The sequence below is a fragment of the Bacillota bacterium genome, from assembly GCA_040754675.1.
GTDB lineage: Bacteria > Bacillota > Limnochordia > Limnochordales > Geochordaceae > Geochorda.
On record JBFMCJ010000725.1, the window covers coordinates 1 to 1,757 of the forward strand.

Consider the following 1,757-nt stretch of genomic DNA (forward strand, 5'->3'; position numbering starts at 1 on the left):
CGGTCCAGACGAGCGTGCGGGTCGGAATGGATGTCCCGTCGGCCAGGTAAACGGCTTCCTCCGAGGCGCCCCGGACGGCAGCCCGCAGGCGCACCTCCACCCACTTGCGCTCCAGCCGCTGCCGGGCGTACTCCCCGAGGGCGGCGGGCAGCGCGGGCAGCAGCCGGTCGGCGGCCTCCAGCAGGACGATGCGCACCTCCGAGAAGTCGACACCGGGATAGTCCTTCACCAGGACGCCGTACACCAGCTCCGCCAGCGCGCCGGCGAACTCGATGCCGGTAGGCCCGCCGCCCACCACCACGAAAGTGAGCAGCCGCCGGCGGCGCTCGCCGTCCGGCTCGTGCGCGGCCCGTTCGAACTGCCGCAGGATATGGCTGCGCAGGGCAACGGCCTGGGGGATGTCCTTGAGCTCGAAGGCGTGGCGGGCGACGGACTCCAGGCCGAAGAAGTGGGTGCGGCTGCCGGCCGCCAGGATGAGGTAGTCGTAGGGAACGGGGCCATCCGCGGTGAGGACGCGGCGGGCGGCCAGGTCGACGCCGGTCACCTCGGTCATGCGGAAATCGACGTCGGGCAGGCGCCGTGTGATGGCCCGCACGGGGTAGGCGATGTCGTCGGGTTCGAGCTCGGCGGCGGCCACCTGGTAGAGCAGCGGCAAGAAGGTATGGAAGTTGTGGCGGTCAAGGATCGTCACCCGAGCCGGAGCGCCGGACAGAGCCCGGGCGGCCCACAGCCCGCCGAACCCCGCCCCCACCACGACCACGCGCGGAGGCGCCCCCGGCCGAGACGACTTGCCGAGCGGCCGGTCGAACACGGTAGCTTCAGATGATGTCGAGGTCGGGCACCTCGATCCCGAGCATGGCGAGGCGCGTGCACACCTGCCCCTTGTGGTGGAAGTCGTGGGTGATGAGGTGCCAGGCGATGGCCTCCAGGGTCACCTCGTGGGGCTCCCAGCGGATGCGGCGGGTCTCCGTGCGGGCCTGCTCGTCAAGGCCGGCCATCCACGCGACGGTGTGCTCCCGCACCGGCCGGAAGGCGTGCTCCACCTCGTCGGGCGAAGCCAACGCGTCAGGGTCGATCTGCGGCCGGGGCTTGCCCTCCACGACGAACTCGACCCAATGCCGGTCGGCCCCGATCATGTGCACGAGGACGTCCCGGATGCTTCGGACGCCGGGGTAGGGCTTCCAGAGAAATCCGCCTTCGGGAAGCTTGCGGCACAGGTCCAGAAGCTGAAAAGGCCGATCGCTCATGGCCTTGAGCGCGAACCCGGGAATGATGCGCACGGTGGCCACCCCCTGCTATCTGCGATCTCCTTCAGCCAGCGGCGTCAGTCCCTGCAGCGCCCGCAGGAGCATGAGGGCTGCCCTCCTCCCAAAGCCGCTGGAGCAGCCCCGCCAGTTTCTGTGCGCTCTGCGCCGTGGTCTCCTTGCCTCTCCCTGATGGGCCGTTCGGCCCGGAAGGCTCCTTACCTGCTGGCAAAGTACTGTGCCAAAGGCTCAATCGCAGGGCGGCGTGCACCAGCCTGGACAAGCCGGCCACGCTCTTCGACCAGCTCACCTGGCTGAAGGAGGCAGGCTTCAGCGGGGTTGACGTACCGTGGGCCCGTGCTGGCCATGCCATCTTGGGCGGCTTTACGGCCCCTGGAGCCTCATAGCTGGCGGCCGTTGGCGGCGTTCGCCCAAACAGGGAGGCGCTGCGCTCGCCCTACCTCAACCAGCCGGTTTACAGCGCAGGGTAGGCTGCGTCCGCGGGCTATTGGC

The 1,757-nt window shown here is 69.7% G+C and carries 2 protein-coding genes; both read right to left on the reverse strand.

Going from position 1 to position 1,757, the window contains the following annotated elements; all coding sequences use genetic code 11:
* On the reverse strand, positions 1–760 hold a 760-nt coding region (locus AB1609_22960; protein MEW6049295.1), incomplete at its 3' end, for an FAD-dependent oxidoreductase.
* Between the two features lie 58 nt (positions 761–818).
* Positions 819–1,280: a DinB family protein gene (locus AB1609_22965; GenBank protein ID MEW6049296.1), complete on the reverse strand. Its 462-nt coding sequence runs from the start codon at positions 1,278–1,280 to the stop codon at positions 819–821.
* Between the last annotated feature and the right edge of the window lie 477 nt (positions 1,281–1,757).